Genomic DNA, 15887 nt, shown 5'->3' with positions numbered 1-15887 from the left:
CGAAGGAGGCCCCGGTGCGGGCAGGAGACCGGCTCGTCCTCGGCACGCTGCGGCGCGGCGGGCCCTGGCCGGTCGTGCTCACGGCGCTCGCGGTCGCCGGAGCGGCGGCCGAGCTGGCGGTACCGTACGTCATCGGCCGCACCGTGGACGTCCTCGTCACCGGCGGGCCGGACGGCCGTTCCTGGCTCGTCCTCTGCGCCGGCGTCGTGGCCGCCGTCCTGCTCTGCGAGAGCCTCGGCGTCTGGGCCCGCGGCGCGAGCTGCGCCCAGGCCGCCGCCACGCTCCGGCTCGGCGTCCTGAACCACGTCCTCGGCACCGGGCCCGCGGCCACCCGCCGCTTCCCGGCCGGCGAGCTCGTCACCCGCGCGGGACTCAACGCCGAGGAGACCGGCCGCGCCCCCGAGACCCTGACCAGCGCGCTCGCCCTCCTCGTGCCCACGGCGGGCGCCCTGGTCGCGCTCACCCTCATCGACCCGATCCTGACGCTGACGCTCGGGCTGGGCGTCGTGGCCATCCTCTTCGTCCTGCGCGCCTTCCTGCGGGCCACGACCTCGATCTCCGGCGGCTACCAGGAGGTCCAGGGCGAGATCGCCGCCCGGCTGGTGTCCGCGCTGGACGGCGCCCGCACCATCGCCGCCGCCGGCACCTCCGGGCAGGAGACGCGGCGGGTGCTCGTGCCGCTCGCCCGGCTGCGCGCCCACGGCATGGAGCTGTGGCGGGCCAACGCCTCCGCCGCCGTCCGGGCCGGGCTGGTCGTGCCGCTGCTGGAGATCGCCGTGCTGGCCGCCGGCGGGCTCATGCTGGCCGCCGGGCGGCTCACCGTCGGCGAGCTGTACGCCGCCGCCCGCTACGCCGTGCTCGGCGCGGCGCTCAGCACCGCGCTCGGCCACGTCGGCGGCCTGGCCAGGGCGCGGGCCGCCGCCGAGCGCGTCGCCGAGGTCCTGTCCCTGACCCCGGTCGCCCACGGCGAGCGCGCGCTGCCGCGCCCGGCGGGCCCCGGCACCGTCGAGTTCCGGGACGTCGCCGCGGACGGCCTGACCGTCGGCGACCTCACCCTGCCCGGCGGGTCCGTGACCGCCGTCGTGGGACGCTCCGGGTCGGGCAAGTCGCTGCTGGCCGCGCTCGCCGGGCGGCTGGCCGACCCCGGGCGCGGCACCGTCCTGCTCGACGGGGTCCCGCTGCCCGAGCTGTCCCGCGCCGAGCTGCGCCGCGCCATCGGCTACGCCTTCGAGCGCCCGGTCCTGGTCGGCGAGACCATCGCCGACGCCCTCGGCGCGCCCCCTGAGCAGGCGGCGCGGGCGGCCGAGGCGGCGTGCGCGCGGACGTTCGTCGAGCGGCTGCCCCACGGCTACGCGACCCCGCTGCGCGAGGCCCCGATGTCGGGCGGCGAGCGGCAGCGGCTCGGCCTGGCCCGCGCCTTCGCCCAGGGGGAGCGGCTGCTGGTCCTCGACGACGCCACCTCCAGCCTGGACACCGTCACCGAGCGCCAGGTCTCCCGCGCCCTCACCACCGACCCGCTCGGCCGCACCCGCCTCATCGCCGCCCACCGCCCCGCCACCGCGGCCCGCGCCGACCAGGTGGTCTGGCTCGACGGCGGCCGGGTACGCGCCGTGGGCACCCACCACACGCTGTGGCGCGACCCGTCCTACCGCGCCGTCTTCCAGGAGTTCCAGGAAGCCGCTTCCCCGGATGAAAGCTCGCTCCGGCCGGAGGGCGCTTCGGACGCGATGCCCGGGAGGTCCCGATGAGCGCCGCGCGCGAGGACCGGACGGACGTGACGAACCAGACGAACCAGACGGACCCGGCGGCGCCCCCCGGCTTCTGGCGGGCGTTACGGCGCGACCCGCGCGCCCTGGCCCGCATCGGCCTGTGGTCGGTGCTGGAGGCCGGGCCCGCGTTCCTCATCGGCCACGCCGTGGCCCGCGCCATCGAGGACGGCTTCGCCGCGGGCGCCCCCGCCACCGGCCTGGCCTGGCTGGCCGGGCTCGGCCTGACGTGGCTGGTCGCCGCCGTGGCCGCCCGGCAGGTGGTGCTGGCCGTCGCGGCGGTGGCCGAGCCGTTCCGCGACGACCTGCTGGCGTACGTCGTCCGCGGCGTCCTGCGGCGCGGCCCGTTCGCGGACGGCAGCGCGGTGGACGGCAGCGCGGTGGACGGCGCGGCGGACGGCGGCGCGGCGGACGGCAGCGCCGCCGTGGCTCGCGCCGGGCTGCAGGTGGAGCTGGCCAGGGACGCCTTCGCCGCCGTGGTCACCACGGTGCGCGGGTTCGCGTTCACCGTGGTCAGCGTGGTGCTCGGGTTGTCCACCCTGGCGCCGCGGACGCTGGTGCTGGTGCTGCCGCCGTTCGTGGCCGGGCTGGGCCTGTTCCTGGTGTCGCTGCCCGCGCTGGCCCGGCGGCAGCGGGCGTTCCTGCTGGCCGACGAGCGGCTGGCCGAGGAGATGACCGCCACGGCGGGCGGCCTGCGCGACATCGAGGCGTGCGGCCTGCGGGACCGCGTGGCGGCCCGCCTGGCCGGCCGGACCGCCGAGCAGGCCGCCGCCGCCCGTGCCCTGGCCCGGGTGACCGGCGTCCGCACCGCGGCGCTCGCCGTCGGCTCCTGGCTGCCGGTGCTGCTGCTGCTCGCCGGCACGCCCTGGCTGCTGTCGTCGGGCGCGGGGGCCGGCGTGGTGGTGGGGGCGCTGGCGTACGTGACGCAGTCGCTCGCGCCCGCGCTCAGCGGTCTCGTGCAGGGGATCGGCGTCAGCGGTGTCCGGCTGGCCGCCGCGCTGCGCCGCATCGCCGCCGCCACGCCGCCGTCCGGCCCCGAGCCGGCCCGGGTGCGGCCGCCCACCGGCGAGCTGCGCCTGCGCGGGGTCGCCTTCTCCTACGGCCCGGGCTCGGCCCCCGTCCTCGACGGGCTCGACCTGACCGTCCCCGAGGGCGACCACCTGGCGGTCGTCGGCCCCAGCGGCGCCGGCAAGTCCACGCTCGCCCTCCTGATCGCCGGCCTGCTGCGCCCGGGCGCGGGCGAGGTCCTGATCGGCGGCGTCCCCGCCGAGCGGGCCGAGCACGCCGCCCGCGCCCTGATCCCGCAGGAGGCGTACGTCTTCCGCGGCACCGTCCTGGAGAATCTCACCTACCTGCGCCCGTCGGCCGAGCCCGCCGAGATCGACGCCTCCGTGGCGGCGATCGGCGCCCGCGAGCTGGTGGACGCGCTCGGCGGTTACGCGGCCGAGCTCGACCCGGCCGCGCTGTCGGCCGGGCAGCGCCAGCTTCTCGCGCTCGTCCGCGCCCACCTCAGCCCCGCCCCCCTCGTCATCCTGGACGAGGCCACGTGTCACCTGGACCCCGCCGCCGAGGCGCGGGCGGAGCTCGCCTTCGCCCGGCGCGGCGGCACGCTCATCGTGATCGCGCACCGGCTCACCTCAGCGCTGCGCGCCCGCCGCATCCTGCTCATGGACGGCGGCCAGACCCTGATCGGCACCCACGACGCGCTGGTCGAGTCCTCCCCGCTGTACGCGGATTTGGCCGGCCACTGGCACCCGGAGCCCGTGTCATGAGATTTCCCGACAACTACCCGCCCGCCGAACGCCTCCCCCTCACCGACCGCCTCCACGGCCACGAGGTCGCCGACCCCTACCGCTGGCTGGAGGACCCCGAGGACCCCCGCACCCGCGACTGGCTGGCCGCCCAGGACCGGCTCTGGCGCGCCTACGCCCAGCGGCTGCCCCTGCGCGAGCGCTTCCTCGCCCGGCTGACCGAGATGAGCGTCACCGGCATGGTCACGCCCCCGGTGTGGCGCGGCCGGCGGCGCTTCCACCTGTGCCAGTCCACCGCGCAGGAGCACCCCGTCCTCTACTGCGACGACCGCCCCCTCATCGACCCGATGGAGCTCGACTCCACCGGGCTGACCACGCTCGACGACTGGCAGCCCGACCAGGAGGGGCGGCTGCTGGCGTACCAGCTCTCGCGCAGCGGCGACGAGCGCGCCGACCTGTACGTCCGCGACGTGGAGAGCGGCGCCGTCGTGGACGGCCCGATCGGCGGCTGCCGCTACTCGCCGGTCGCCTGGCTGCCCGGCGGCCGGGCCTTCTACTACGTGCGCTTCCACGAGGGCGTCCACCTGCACCGGCTCGGCGTCCCCGAGGACGTGCCGGTCCTGCGCGCGGGCCCGGTCTCCTACGGCGTGCAGATCAGCCCCGACGGCCGCTGGCTGATCATCTCGGCGGGCGGCGCGGGCGGCAACTCGCTCTGGCTGGCCGACCTGGCCGGCCGCGACCCGGCCGATCCGCGGCCGCGCCCGATCCAGGAGGCCGCGCACGCCCGCACCGCGGGCGCCGTGGCCGCCGACGGCCGGCTCTACCTGCTCACCGACCGCAACGCGCCCCGGCGCAGGCTGTGCGTGGCCGACCCGGCCGAGCCGGCGATCTGGCGGGAGCTGATCCCGGAGGACCCGGAGGCGGTGCTGGGCGCGTTCACCGTGCTGGACGACGACCGGCTGGTGATCTGCCGCACCCGGCACGTGGTCGGCGAGATCGCCGTGCACCACGCCCGTACCGGGGAGCGGCTGGGCGAGGTGCCGCTGCCCGGCAGCGGCTCGATCGCCTCGCTCACCTCCCGCCCCGAGGGCGGCTCGGAGGTGTGGTTCTCCTACACCGACGCCGTCACGCCCGCCGAGATCTGGCGCTACGACGCCCGCACCGGTGAGAGCGGCCTGTGGTCGGCCGCGCCCGGCCGGGTCACGCTCCCGGACGTACGCAGCCACCACGTCACCTGCACCTCCGCCGACGGCACCCGCGTGCGCATGGTCGTCGTCGCCCGCCCGTCGGCGGGCCGGCCGCGCCCCACCATCCTCACCGGGTACGGCGGCTTCGGCCTGCCCCTCACGCCCGGCTACGCCGCCGACTCGATGGCCTGGGTCGAGGCGGGCGGCGTGCTGGCCGTCGCGAACCTGCGCGGCGGCGGCGAGGAGGGCGAGTCCTGGCACCGCGCCGGCATGCTGGAACGCAAGCAGAACGTGTTCGACGACTTCGTGGCCGCCGCCGAGAAGCTGATCGACGACGGCTGGACCACGCCCCGCCGGCTCGGCGTCTGGGGCGAGTCGAACGGCGGCCTGCTCGTCGGCGCCGCCCTCACCCAGCGGCCGGACCTGTTCGCCGCGGCCGTGTGCTCGGCGGGCCTGCTCGACATGGCCCGCTACCACCTCAGCGGCCTCGGCCCGACCTGGACCGGCGAGTACGGCGACCCCGACGACCCCGACCAGCTCGCCTGGCTGCTGCGTTACTCGCCCTACCACCACGTGCGCAAGGGCACCGACTACCCGGCGACGCTGTTCACGGTCGCGGCGGCCGACACCCGCGTGAACCCGCTGCACGGCCGCAAGATGTGCGCCGCGATGCAGTGGGCCGCCGGCGGGAACCGGCCGGTGCTGCTGCGGCACGAGCCGGACGTGGGGCACGGCGCGCGGGCGGTCAGCCGCTCGATCGGGCTGGCCGCCGACGTCCTCGCCTTCCTCGCCGACCGGACCGGCCTGGCCCCCTGAGCCCCAGGGAGCCGGGACCGGCCCCGGGTCAGATCCAGCCGGACTCCCTCGCGATGCGGATGGCGTCGATCCTGCTGCGCGCTCCCAGCTTGGCCGTCGTCTTGGACAGGTAGTTGCGGACCGTTCCCTCGGCCAGGAACAGCGAGGCGGCGATCTCCCCGATCGACGCGCCGTCGGCGGCGGCGCCGATGACGTCCAGCTCCCGCTGCGTCAGCGGCGCCGCGGCCGGCCGCATGGCGGCGATGGCCAGCTCCGAGTCGATGACCCGCTCGCCGTCGGCCACCCGGCGGATGCCGTCGGCCAGCCGGCCGGGCGGCGCGTCCTTGGCCATGAAACCCCGTACGTGCACGTCCAGCGCCCGCTTCAGCAGCCCCGGCGTGCCGACGCCGGTGAGGATGAGCACGCCGCACTCGGGCAGCTTCTCGTGCAGCTCGCCCGCGGCGGCGAGCCCGTCCATGCCGGGCAGCGCGATGTCGATCACCGCGACGTCGGGCTTGCAGGCGCGGGCGACGGCCAGGATGCGGTCGCCCCGGTCCACCTCGGCGACGACCTCGATGTCCTCCTCATACGCCAGCAGCGCCACGATGGCCCCTCGTACCAGGTTCATGTCCTCTGCGAGCAACGTTCGAATCACCGTTCGTCCTTGCGGTCGGCCGGGCTTACACGACGTTTGCGCCCCCTTAATCCTGACGCGCTGACCTGATCGTGAAAATCGTTCAGGATAAAACCGTCAAGCGTATTAAGGGGCCCTTTCTGTTCTACCAAGTAACCCGCGATTCGGGAGATGCTTCCAGTATGGAACCCCGCGTGCGGCCCCTCCCACCCGAGGACCGGGACGAATTCATGAAGGCCAATCCGTACAACGTCTTCGCCACCCTGGCCCGCCATCCGAAGCTCTACCAGGCATGGCTCGGCTTCGGCGGGGTGCTGCTCCACGGCACGCTGCCGGCCCGCGACCGGGAGCTGGCCATCCTGCGCACGGCCTACCACAGCCGCAGCGCCTACGAGTGGGCCCATCACGCCCGCATCGCGCGCGAGGCGGGCCTGACCGCGCTGGAGATCGACTCGGTGCGCCACCTCGACGCGTTGTGGTCGGTCGAGGACCGGCTCGTCCTCCAGGTGGCCGACGACCTGCACTACGGCGGCGACCTGACCGACGCCACCTGGGCGGCGCTGTGCGACCGTTACGACGAGCCCGGCCGGATGGAGCTGGTGGTGCTGGTCGCCCACTACCGGATGCTGGCGCTGGTGCTGCGGACGTTCAGAGTGGCGATCGAGGAGCGATGATCGTGACGCCCGGCACCGAGCCGATCGCGGCCAGCGCCTTGCCCGCGTCCGCCAGGCCGATGGTCCGGGTGACGAGCTGGTCGGGGTGCAGCACCCCGGCCCTGATGAGCTCCAGCATCCGCGGGTAGGCGTGCGCGGCCATGCCGTGGCTGCCCAGCAGCCGCAGCTCGTGGGCGATCACGCGCTCCATCGGCACCGGCGTGGGCCCGCCGGGCAGCAGCCCCACCTGCACGTGCCGGCCCCGCCGCCGCAGGCTCTCGACCGAGGCCGCGCAGGTCCGCGGGCTGCCCAGCGCGTCCAGCGACACGTGCGCGCCGCCCCTGGTCAGCTCGCGCACCTGGGCCGCCGCGTCGCCCGCCGCGCCGTTGACGAAGTGCGTGGCGCCGGCCAGCTCCGCCAGGTGCAGCGCGTCGGCGCTGACGTCCACGGCCACCACGCGCGCGCCGGCCGCCGTGGCGATCATGACGGCGGACAGCCCCACGCCGCCGCAGCCGTGCACCGCCACCCACTCGCCCGGCCGCACCTCGCCCACCTGCGCGACGGCGCGGAAGGCGGTGGCGAAGCGGCAGCCCAGCCCGGCCGCGGTGGCGAAGGCCATGTCCTCGGGGACGGCGACCAGGTTGACCTCGGCGTGGTCGATGGCGACGTACTCGGCGAAGGAGCCCCAGTGGGTGAAGCCGGGCTGCGTCTGCCGCTCGCACACCTGCTGCTCGCCCGCCGTGCAGGACGGGCACGTGCCGCAGGCGCACACGAACGGCGCCGTCACCCGCGCCCCCGGCCGCCAGCCGCGCACGTCGGGCCCGACGGCCTCGACCACCCCGGCGAACTCGTGCCCCGGCACGTGCGGCAGGGCCCTGATGTCGGGGTCGTGGCCCTGCCAGCCGTGCCAGTCGGACCGGCACAGCCCCGTCGCCTCGACCCTGATCACCGCGCCGTGCGGGGCGGGGGCCGGATCGGGCAGCTCGCGCACGTCGAGCTCGCCCCCGAAGATGTCAAACGCAACCGCTCGCATCTCATGAGCTTAGAGTGAGCGGCCGTGACCGGCGCAAGACCTGGTGGGGGCCGTCGTGGTGCGCGGTGCCCTGGTGGAGGTGTGGAATCCGCCGCCCGGGACAGTTAGGGGTGATGGGACAAGACTTGGACAAGGAGCGCTTCACCGAGGAGGAGTTCCGCCTCTTCGGCGAGCGCATCCGCGAGCAGCTCGGCACCCTTCGCGAGCTGCTCGCGCGCCCCGGCTTCGGTCAGGGACCCGTGACGATCGGCGCGGAGCTGGAGCTGTTCCTCGTCGACGAGCGGGGCCGGCCGCTGCCGCGCAACAGCGAGGTGCGTGACGCGCTCGGCGACCCCCGCGTGGTGCTGGAGCTGGGCCGTTACAACCTTGAGGTGAACCTCACCCCCACGACGCTGGAGGGCAAGCCCTTCGAGCTGATGAGCGCCGAGGTCCAGGACACCGTCACCAAGGTGGACGCCGCCGTCGAGGGCGGCGGCGCGGTGCCCATCGGCATCCTGCCCACGCTGGAGGCCGGCGACTTCACCGCCGGCGCCATGAGCGACCAGAACCGCTACCGGGCGATGAGCAGGGGCGTGCGGCGGCTGCGGCTGGAGCCGTTCCTGGTGCGGATCGACGACCTGGAGCTGGCGGTCGAGGACGTCATCCTGGAGAGCGCCAACACCTCCTGGCAGGTGCACATCCGCACGCCGCCGGAGCGCTTCGCCCGGCTGTTCAACGCCGCCCAGCTCGCCATCGGGCCGGTGCTGGCGGCGTGCGGCAACTCGCCGATCTTCCTCGGCCCGCGCAAGTGGGAGGAGACCCGCATCGCGCTGATGGAGGAGGCCGTGGACGACCGGGACGTGGCGCGGCCCGAGCGGCGCGACGGCCGGGTCACGTTCGGCTCCGACTGGGTGCGCGAGGGCGCGATCGAGCTGTTCGAGCGGTACGTGGACGACTACGAGCCGATCCTGCCCGACCTGTCCCGCGACGCCGAGCCGCACGAGGTGCCGGAGCTGCGGCTGCACCAGGGCACGATCTGGCAGTGGAACCGCCCCGTCTACGACCCGGCCGATGGCGGCCACCTGCGCATCGAGATGCGCGCCCTGCCCGCCGGGCCCTCCTGCGCGGACATGGCCGCGAACACGGCGTTCCTGCTGGGGCTGACCCTCTCGCAGGCCGAGCGCGACCTGACCGGCTACCGCTTCGCCGAGGTCTACCAGAACTTCTACCGGGCCGCCATGCACGGGCTGGACGCCAAGCTGTCGTGGCCCGGCTGGGAGGGCGAGCACGAGGCCGCCGACCTGGTGCTCCGGCTGCTGCCCGAGGCGCGCGAGGGCCTGCTGGGCGCGGGCGTGGCGCCCAGCGACGCCGACCGCGCGCTGGAGGTCGTGGCGCAGCGCACCCGGCTGCGCCGCACGGGCTCGGTGTGGCAGCGGGAGACGCTGGAGCGTTTCGGCGGCGACCGGGAGCGGCTGGTGCGCCGCTACCGTGAGCTGGCTTTGTCCGGGCTGCCGGTGCATTTGTGGCGTTGAGTCGCAACCATCCCCGTCCCCGCTCCGTCACACTTGGTAAAAAGACGGACAAGGAAGGAAGTTATGGCGGCGACGGGGATGGCACCGGCCGAGAAATCGATTTACGCCGTGAACCGGGCCACGGGGGGCGCGGCTGACGGAGCGGCCAAACTGACCGGGGAGATAGGCGCCGTCTCCGTGGACGCGGTGCTCGCCCACGCCAACCGGGCGGCGGTACGCAAGGGCGCGACGGCCGCCCTCGGCTCCATGCGGCCCAGGCCCGCCGAGTGGTACGCCTTCGACGCCGGCGACCAGAACACCGTCGACTGGTATCCGCAGGGACTGACCGGCAGCGGCGACTCCGGCGGGATGGGCGTGCCGGCGTTCGTGGCGAGCTGGTACTTCAAGCCGAAGACCGGCGAGCGCGGCATCAGGGTGACGTTCCTGAGCCCGCGCACGCTGAAGTACCAGCACGCGCTGCTGGTGCTGGCCGCGCCGGACGGCTCGTACCGGCCGATCAACATCCACGCCGGCGGCATCGCCATCGACGGCGACCTGCTCTACGTGGCCGACACGGCCAAGGGCCTGCGCGTCTTCGACCTCCGCCACATCCTCGACCTGCGCACCGCCCAGAAGGACCTCGGCGACCCCGAGCGCGTCGGGCGGCAGGGCGGCAGGTTCCACGCCTTCGGCTACCGCTACATCATCCCCCAGACCGACCTGTGGCAGCTCGCGCACAGCGGCCCGCACTTCTCGTTCGTCTCGATCGACCGCAGCGGCGCCACCGACAAGCTCATCGCGGGGGAGTACCGCGACAACGACCCCGGCGGCTGGGTGGCCCGCTGGAGCCTGCCCTTCGCCGGCGGCGAGCCCGCCGAGGCGTACGTGATGGGACGGCCCAGGATCCAGGGCGCCGTCTCCCAGGGGGACACCTGGTATCTCAGCCAGACGGCCGGCTCCGCCGGCAACGGCAAGCTGGTGGTGCGCCGCGGCGACGCGGTGCAGACCAGGCCGTTCCCCATCGGCCCCGAGGACCTGACCGTCCAGGACGGCAAGCTGTGGAGCCTGACCGAGTTCAAGAACAAGCGGGTGATCTTCGGGGTGAGCCTGTAGAGGCCGCTCAGCGGGCCCGGTCGTAGACGAGGGACAGGGTGCCGTGCTCGCCCGCGGCCTGGGCGGCCAGCGTCCAGCGGCCCGCGGGCAGGCCGTCGTCGAACAGGCGCGGCCCGCCCCCGAGGAACACCGGGAAGACCGTCAGCGCCAGCCGGTCCACCAGGTCGGCCGCGAGCAGCGCCTTGATCACGCTCGCGCTGGAGAGCACGAGGATGTCGCCGCCCTCGGCCGCCTTCAGGTCCGCGGCCACCTCGGCGGCCGGCTTGTCGGCGATCGTCGTCCGCTCCCACGGGGCCTCGCCGAGCGTGCTGGACAGGACCACCTTGTCGGCGCCGACGAGCCACCTGGCGAAGCCCTCGTCGCGCGGGTCGGCGCCCTCCGCGCCGATGACGGTGGGCCAGAAGCCGAGGAAGCCCTCGGCGTTGACCCGGCCCAGCAGGGCCGTGCTCGCCGTGCTCCACAGGCCGGTCAGGTGGTCGCGGGCGACGTCGGTGACGGCGTAGGGCATCACCCAGCTCATGTCGCGGGGGTCGTCCGGCCGGGCGTAGCGGCCGTCGAGGGACAGGCTCATGTTGGTGACGATCCTGCGCCCGCCGGTCTGCTGGGTCATGTCGTGCTCCTTGCCGTGGTGTCGGTGGTGTCGGTGGTGTCGGTGGTGTCGGTGGTGTCGCCGGTGTCGGTGGTGTCGCCGGTATTGGCGGTGTCGCCGGTGCCGGCGGCGAGGACGGCCGCCAGCTTGTCGAGGCTCTGCCCGAAGCCGATCTCGACGCCCGCGACGAAGTCCGCGGAGTCGATCGTGCTGTCGGTGATCCGGAAGTGGACGTCGAGCCGCGTGCTGGCACCGGTGGGGCACAGGCGGAGGTCGACGTGGGAGGTGAAGGCCGGGGCGCCGCCGGGGAGCAGCGGGGAGGAACGGTAGGCGAGGCGCTCGCCGGGACGCGCGTCCTCGACGACGCCCTCCGCGCGCCCGGCGACCGGTTCGGTGCTACCGGCGTCCCCGGCTTCCCCGGCTTTGCCGACGTCCCCGGCGTCCCCGGCTTCCCCGGCTTTGCCGACGTCCCCGGCGTCCCCGGCTTCCCCGGCTTTGCCGACGTCCCCGGCGTCCCCGGCGTCCTCGGCGTCGCGGTACTCCAGGACGACCCGCCCGCCCGGCCGCGCCTCGAACACGAGCTCCGAGACGCGCAGGTCGTCGGGCGCCCACCAGGCCGCCAGCAGCGTGGCCTCGGTCAGGTGGCGCCAGACCAGCTCGGGAGGCGCCGCCAGCGACCGCGTGAACGTGAACACGCGGCCGTCGGCCCATCCCGGCCGCCGCGCGGCCAGTCGCTCGGCGTCGAGGCCGGCGCCGTAGCGGTCGTAGGTCTCGCGCGGGCCGCCGGCCCGGTCGGCGGTGTCGGCGAGCCGGACGAGCGCGGCCGCCAGGTCCCGCAGGGGGCCGGGGCGCAGGGCGTAGACGCGGCGCTGGCCGGAGCGCTGTGAGGTGACGACGCCGGCGCGTTCGAGGGTCTGCAGGTGCTTGGTGGTCTGCGGCTGGCGGGCACCGGCGAGCTGGGCGAGGACGCCGACCGGGCGGGGCCGCTCGGCCAGCAGGGTCACGAGCCGCCATCGGGCCGGGTCGGCCAGCGCGGCGAGGAGTACGTCCACGAGCAGAAGTATTCACCAGAGCGAATATTCCTGTCAACGAATAACTTGGACCGGTTCTCTGGAACGGGAGGACCTTCCGAAGGAGCGCGTCAGCCGGCCAGGTGGCGGAGCAGGACCTCGCGGTAGCGGGCGTCGAAGGCGTCGTAGCGGGCCCGCAGCTCCGCCCCCGGCCACCCCTCCGGCAGCAGCTCCGGCGGCAGCAGCGGGTCGGCCAGCAGGTGGCGCAGCACCGCGGCCGACACCAGGAAGCCCTCCGCCAGCCCGTCGGCCTCGGCCCGCTCCAGGGCCCGCTCCAGGCGGCGGGCCTCGGCCGCCCAGCCGTCGAGGTCCCACAGCAGGGGAGTGGGGTCGCCGTGCGGGCGGCCGTCGATGAGCGTGCACTGCGCGGTGACGACCTCCGGCCAGGCCCGTACCAGGTTGGCGGGCCGCATCCAGGTGCCCTCGCGCAGCTCGCCCAGGCGCAGGGCGATCATCGCGTGCCGCAGCGCGGCGCGGTCGGCCGGCGCGCGCCGCTCGGCGGTGACCACCGCCACCTCCCACGTGCCGTCCCACGGCCTGGTGTGCGGGTCGCGGCTCTCGTCCTGGCGGGCCTGCCGCTCGACCAGGCGCCGCGAGAGCGTGTAGAAGCCGTCGTCCTGGACGAGGTCGCCCGCCGCCACCATGCGCGACAGGGCCACCCGCACCGTGCCCTCGGCGATGCCGAACAGCGCGCCGATGCGGACGAGCTGCCGGGCCGGCAGTCGCGGCGGATGGCAGCCCAGCAGCGCGCTGAGCACGGCCGAACGGGCACTCAGGGTGTTACGCTCTTCCATCGCGTGTCGAGTATATGTAACACTCGCGTCATGGGGCGCTATCTCATCGAACCCTTCGACCGCAGCGACCGCAGCGACCGCTACGCCACCGAGCGCTACCAGGGCGCGGCCGGGCGCAACTGGTGGTCCTGCGACCCGACGCTGCGCCTGCTCATGCGGCGCCACCTGGGTGACGGCTACGCCTGGGCCGAGCCGCACCTCGACCGGCTCGGCGCGCTCATGGGCGGGCCGGTCGCCGCCTGGGCGGAGGAGACCGACCGCAACCCGCCGCGGCTGGAGAAGTACGACAAATGGGGCAGGGACGTCAGTGAGGTCGTCATGCCGCCGTCGTTCCACGCCGCCCGCCAAGCGCTCATGGCCGACAACTTCACCTCGCCGGCCTTCGCCGCCGAGGCCCGCGCCCACCACGCCGACCCTGCCGCGCTCGCCGCCGCGTGGACGTACCTGCTCGACCAGGCCGACATCGGGATGGGCTGCGCGCTCGGCACCGGCGGCGACATGGTGGTGCAGCTCGCCGAGCGGCACGCGCCGCCGGACGTCCGCGACCGGGTGCGGGAGATCTTCGCCAACGGGTACTACTCCGGCGAGGCCGCTCAGATGCTCACCGAGCGGACGGGCGGCTCCGACCTGGCGGCCCTGGAGACCACCGCCACGCCCGCCGGGGACGCCTGGCTGCTGACCGGGTTCAAGTGGTTCGCCTCCAACGCGAACGGGTCGGCGTTCGTGGTGCTCGCCCGGCTGCCCGAAGGGGCGGTGGCGCCGTTCCTCGTGCTGTGGGAGCGGCGGGACGGCAGCCGCAACGGCGTGCGCATCCGCCGCCTCAAGGACAAGCTCGGCACCCGCTCGGTGGCCTCGGGCGAGGTCGAGTTCGCCGACGCGGAGGCGTTCCTGCTCATGGACCGGCCGGAGGGGGAGGGCGCGGGCACGGGTTCCGGCTCCGGCTCGGGGCTCGGCACCATGATGAAGCTCACCAACGCCGCCCGGCTCGGCGTCTCCATGATGGGCGTCGGCGTGGCCCGCCGGGCGCTGGTGGAGTCGCTCTGCTACGCCGCCGCCCGCGAGGCGTTCGGCCGCCCGCTCATCGAGCAGCCGCTGATGCGCCGCAAGCTGGCCGAGCTCATCGTCGAGGTGGAGGCCGCGCAGGCGCTCGTCTTCGACGGCCACCTCGGCCCGCGCCTGCGGCTCGCCCCCGCCCTGATCAAGCTGCGCGCCTCCCGGCTCGGCGTCACCGCCGCCAGCGACGCCGTCGAGATACACGGCGGCAACGGCTACATCGAGCAGTGGCCGGTCGCCCGCCTCCTGCGCGACGCCCAGGTCAACCCGATCTGGGAGGGCGGCGACAACATCCTCTGCCTGGACGTGCGCCGCGCCATGCTGCGCGAGAACGCCCACGAGCCGTTCCTCGACCGCCTGCGCGCCGCCGCCACCTCCGACCTCGTCCACGCCCGTATCGACGACCTGACCAAGGCCGTCACCGCCTGGTCGGCCCTGGACCCCGCCGTGGCGGAGGCCCGGCTCTACCCGCTCGCCCAGTTCATGGCCGACGTGTACGCCGCCGCGCTGCTGGAGGAGCAGGCCACCTGGGGCCTGGACGACGGCCGCAAGGCCCTGGTCGCCCGCCTGTACGCCGAGGCCCACCTGGTGGACCGCGGCCCCTTGCGCGGCATCGACGCCCCCGCCGACGACCCCTTCGACGTCCTCGCCGCCGGAGCCCTCACCCGGTGACCCCGCTCAGCCGCCGTCCACTCCCTCGGCGAACAGGTCGTGGGCGGTCCGGGCGGTCATGGCGCGGGTGAGCCAGGTCTCCAGCTGCCGGACGTCGGCACAGCCGGTGATCCGGGCCTGGAGGTCGTCGGTGACCTTCAGGCCCCGCGCGCCGAGCGCGAGCAACACCATCCTCGCCGCCTCCCGCACCTCACCCTCAGCGATGCCTTCGGTCCTCCCCTCGGTCCTCCCCTCGGCGATCCCCTCCGCCTTGCCTTCCTCGCGGCCGCGGCCGTAGTGCTCTCGTGCGAACGGGCTGTAGACCGGCCAGGAAGTGGACGCCATGATTTCCTCCAGGAGGAGTCGGACCTCGGACGTGGCCATGCACCGATGGTTCCACGACGAGCGCGCGGAGTGATGGCGTATCGATCAATGGCCCGGATGCCGTGGGGGACGTACGCTCGGCACGTTGCCCGACCGCGTTTCTGGAGGAGGGCCGGATGACCGTACGCGTGGAGCGCCAGGGGTCCGTCACCACCGTGGTGATCTGCCGGCCGGAGGCGCGCAACGCCGTCGATCGCAAGACCGCCGACGCGCTCGCCGACGCCTTCCGCGGCTTCGAGGAGTCCGACGCGCGCGTGGCCGTCCTGTGGGGCGAGGGCGGTACGTTCTGCGCGGGCGCCGATCTCAAGGCGCTGGACAACCACGTCGGCGAGGAGGGCGACGGGCCCATGGGGCCCACCAGGATGCGCCTGAGCAAGCCCGTCGTGGCCGCCGTCGCCGGGCACGCCGTGGCGGGCGGCCTGGAGCTGGCCCTCTGGTGCGACCTGCGGGTGGCGGAGGAGGACGCGGTGTTCGGGGTCTTCTGCCGCAGGTGGGGCGTGCCGCTCATCGACGGCGGCACCGTGCGCCTGCCCAGGCTCGTCGGGACGTCCCGCGCCCTGGACATGATCCTCACCGGCCGGCCCGTCGGCGGGCGGGAGGCGTACGAGATGGGGCTGGCCAACCGGCTCGTCCCCACCGGCGAGGCCCGGCGACGGGCGGAGGAGCTGGCCCGCGAGATCGCCCGCTTCCCGCAGACCTGCCTGCGCGGCGACCGCATGTCCGTGCTGGAGCAGGACGGGCTCGGCGAGGAGACGGCCCTGCGCAACGAGCTGCGCCACGGGCTGGTGTCGCTGCCCGAGGCGGCGGACGGGGCGGCCCGCTTCGCCGCGGGCGCGGGCCGGCACGGCGACTTCGGCACCGGCGCTCCCCAGAACGGCTGAGCGGGGGAGGCCGATTGTCGGGGGCGGCACGTATCGTGATCCC

The 15887-nt window shown here is 74.9% G+C and carries 14 protein-coding genes; 8 read left to right on the top strand and 6 right to left on the bottom strand.

Going from position 1 to position 15887, the window contains the following annotated elements:
- The first annotated feature begins 14 nt into the window (after positions 1 to 14).
- The 3 genes from AB0H75_RS12065 to AB0H75_RS12055 are packed head-to-tail and all read left to right on the top strand — an operon-like array spanning position 15 to position 5520.
- On the top strand, positions 15 to 1748 hold the full coding sequence (locus AB0H75_RS12065; RefSeq protein WP_367794617.1) for an ABC transporter ATP-binding protein: 1734 nt from the start codon (positions 15 to 17) through the stop codon (positions 1746 to 1748).
- Positions 1745 to 3538, top strand: a complete 1794-nt coding sequence (locus tag AB0H75_RS12060) for an ATP-binding cassette domain-containing protein (protein WP_367794614.1) — start codon at positions 1745 to 1747, stop codon at positions 3536 to 3538. The genes AB0H75_RS12065 and AB0H75_RS12060 overlap by 4 nt, the downstream gene beginning before the upstream one ends.
- Complete coding sequence (locus AB0H75_RS12055) at positions 3535 to 5520, top strand: prolyl oligopeptidase family protein (RefSeq protein WP_367794610.1); 1986 nt, start codon at positions 3535 to 3537, stop codon at positions 5518 to 5520. The genes AB0H75_RS12060 and AB0H75_RS12055 overlap by 4 nt, the downstream gene beginning before the upstream one ends.
- Positions 5521 to 5548: 28 nt before the next feature.
- On the opposite strand, the gene AB0H75_RS12050 is transcribed toward AB0H75_RS12055, so the two are convergent.
- Positions 5549 to 6154: a DNA-binding response regulator gene (locus tag AB0H75_RS12050; RefSeq protein WP_367794607.1), complete on the bottom strand. Its 606-nt coding sequence runs from the start codon at positions 6152 to 6154 to the stop codon at positions 5549 to 5551.
- Positions 6155 to 6363: 209 nt separating this feature from the next.
- Between AB0H75_RS12050 and AB0H75_RS12045 the strand changes: the two genes are divergently transcribed.
- Positions 6364 to 6807, top strand: coding sequence for a carboxymuconolactone decarboxylase family protein (locus tag AB0H75_RS12045; RefSeq protein ID WP_367794604.1), 444 nt, complete (start codon positions 6364 to 6366; stop codon positions 6805 to 6807).
- Here the strand turns inward: AB0H75_RS12045 and AB0H75_RS12040 are convergent.
- Positions 6782 to 7819 carry a zinc-dependent alcohol dehydrogenase family protein gene (locus AB0H75_RS12040; RefSeq protein ID WP_367794601.1) on the bottom strand — a complete coding sequence of 346 codons (1038 nt, stop codon included), beginning with the start codon at positions 7817 to 7819 and terminating at the stop codon, positions 6782 to 6784. The two genes, AB0H75_RS12045 and AB0H75_RS12040, sit on opposite strands and share 26 nt — an antisense overlap.
- A 113-nt stretch (positions 7820 to 7932) precedes the next feature.
- On the opposite strand from AB0H75_RS12040, the gene AB0H75_RS12035 reads away from it, so the two are divergent.
- The gene (locus AB0H75_RS12035) at positions 7933 to 9330 is read left to right on the top strand and encodes a glutamate--cysteine ligase (protein WP_367794598.1); all 1398 of its coding nucleotides are present in this window, start codon (positions 7933 to 7935) and stop codon (positions 9328 to 9330) included.
- A 108-nt stretch (positions 9331 to 9438) separates the two neighbouring features.
- Positions 9439 to 10422 carry a hypothetical protein gene (locus AB0H75_RS12030; protein WP_367794595.1) on the top strand — a complete coding sequence of 328 codons (984 nt, stop codon included), beginning with the start codon at positions 9439 to 9441 and terminating at the stop codon, positions 10420 to 10422.
- 7 nt (positions 10423 to 10429) lie between these two features.
- Here the strand turns inward: AB0H75_RS12030 and AB0H75_RS12025 are convergent, their stop codons facing one another.
- The 3 genes from AB0H75_RS12025 to AB0H75_RS12015 all read right to left on the bottom strand — a co-directional run bounded on the left by AB0H75_RS12025 (position 10430) and on the right by AB0H75_RS12015 (position 12875).
- Complete coding sequence (locus AB0H75_RS12025) at positions 10430 to 11032, bottom strand: dihydrofolate reductase family protein (protein ID WP_367794592.1); 603 nt, start codon at positions 11030 to 11032, stop codon at positions 10430 to 10432.
- Positions 11029 to 12063: a metalloregulator ArsR/SmtB family transcription factor gene (locus tag AB0H75_RS12020; RefSeq protein WP_367794589.1), complete on the bottom strand. Its 1035-nt coding sequence runs from the start codon at positions 12061 to 12063 to the stop codon at positions 11029 to 11031. The genes AB0H75_RS12025 and AB0H75_RS12020 overlap by 4 nt, the downstream gene beginning before the upstream one ends.
- An 89-nt stretch (positions 12064 to 12152) precedes the next feature.
- The gene (locus AB0H75_RS12015) at positions 12153 to 12875 is read right to left on the bottom strand and encodes a PaaX family transcriptional regulator C-terminal domain-containing protein (protein WP_367794586.1); all 723 of its coding nucleotides are present in this window, start codon (positions 12873 to 12875) and stop codon (positions 12153 to 12155) included.
- Between the two features lie 30 nt (positions 12876 to 12905).
- Between AB0H75_RS12015 and AB0H75_RS12010 the strand changes: the two genes are divergently transcribed.
- Positions 12906 to 14600: an acyl-CoA dehydrogenase family protein gene (locus AB0H75_RS12010; RefSeq protein ID WP_367794583.1), complete on the top strand. Its 1695-nt coding sequence runs from the start codon at positions 12906 to 12908 to the stop codon at positions 14598 to 14600.
- 6 nt (positions 14601 to 14606) lie between these two features.
- On the opposite strand, the gene AB0H75_RS12005 is transcribed toward AB0H75_RS12010, so the two are convergent.
- Positions 14607 to 14963 carry a hypothetical protein gene (locus AB0H75_RS12005; RefSeq protein ID WP_367794580.1) on the bottom strand — a complete coding sequence of 119 codons (357 nt, stop codon included), beginning with the start codon at positions 14961 to 14963 and terminating at the stop codon, positions 14607 to 14609.
- 116 nt (positions 14964 to 15079) lie between these two features.
- Between AB0H75_RS12005 and AB0H75_RS12000 the strand changes: the two genes are divergently transcribed.
- Complete coding sequence (locus AB0H75_RS12000) at positions 15080 to 15844, top strand: crotonase/enoyl-CoA hydratase family protein (RefSeq protein ID WP_367794577.1); 765 nt, start codon at positions 15080 to 15082, stop codon at positions 15842 to 15844.
- Positions 15845 to 15887: the final 43 nt, after the last annotated feature.

It is taken from the genome of Nonomuraea sp. NPDC050783, assembly GCF_040802095.1.
Classification (GTDB): domain Bacteria; phylum Actinomycetota; class Actinomycetes; order Streptosporangiales; family Streptosporangiaceae; genus Nonomuraea.
Note: the sequence above shows the minus strand (reverse complement) of the source record. Positions and strands in the feature narration are given on the sequence as shown.